The organism is Acinetobacter rongchengensis, from assembly GCF_003611475.1.
Taxonomy (GTDB): Bacteria; Pseudomonadota; Gammaproteobacteria; order Pseudomonadales; family Moraxellaceae; genus Acinetobacter; species Acinetobacter rongchengensis.
Genome location: NZ_RAXT01000220.1, coordinates 1 through 339, shown reverse-complemented (window position 1 = coordinate 339; position 339 = coordinate 1). Strand labels below are relative to the sequence as shown.

Below are 339 nucleotides of genomic sequence, written 5' to 3'. Positions count from 1 at the left end.
TAGAACTTTTAGACCGTCAAAGCCTTTGGAACATCGTTGAAAAAGTTGAAAACCGTAAAAACTCAGTCCTAGCAAGAGAGTTTGAAGTTGCCTTTCCCCAAGAGCTAAACGCAGAACAACGCCAGCAGCTCCTAGATGATTTATGCAAAAAGATTGTAGAGCGTCATAACGTCATCGTTGATGCTGTAATTCATGCCCCGCATACAAGGGGTGGAAGTGATGAACGAAACCATCATGCTCATATTCTGTTTACGAGCCGACAGCTAGACAAAGACACAGGCGAGTTTTCTAAAAATAAATTTCGTGATTTCAACAAAGAGAAATCATCCGAAACGGTTA

1 protein-coding gene is annotated in these 339 nt (G+C 41.3%); it reads left to right on the top strand.

The window, feature by feature from the left end; all coding sequences use genetic code 11:
- Positions 1-339: MobA/MobL family protein (locus D7V20_RS19625; protein WP_171407875.1), on the top strand; the 339-nt coding region annotated here is incomplete at both ends.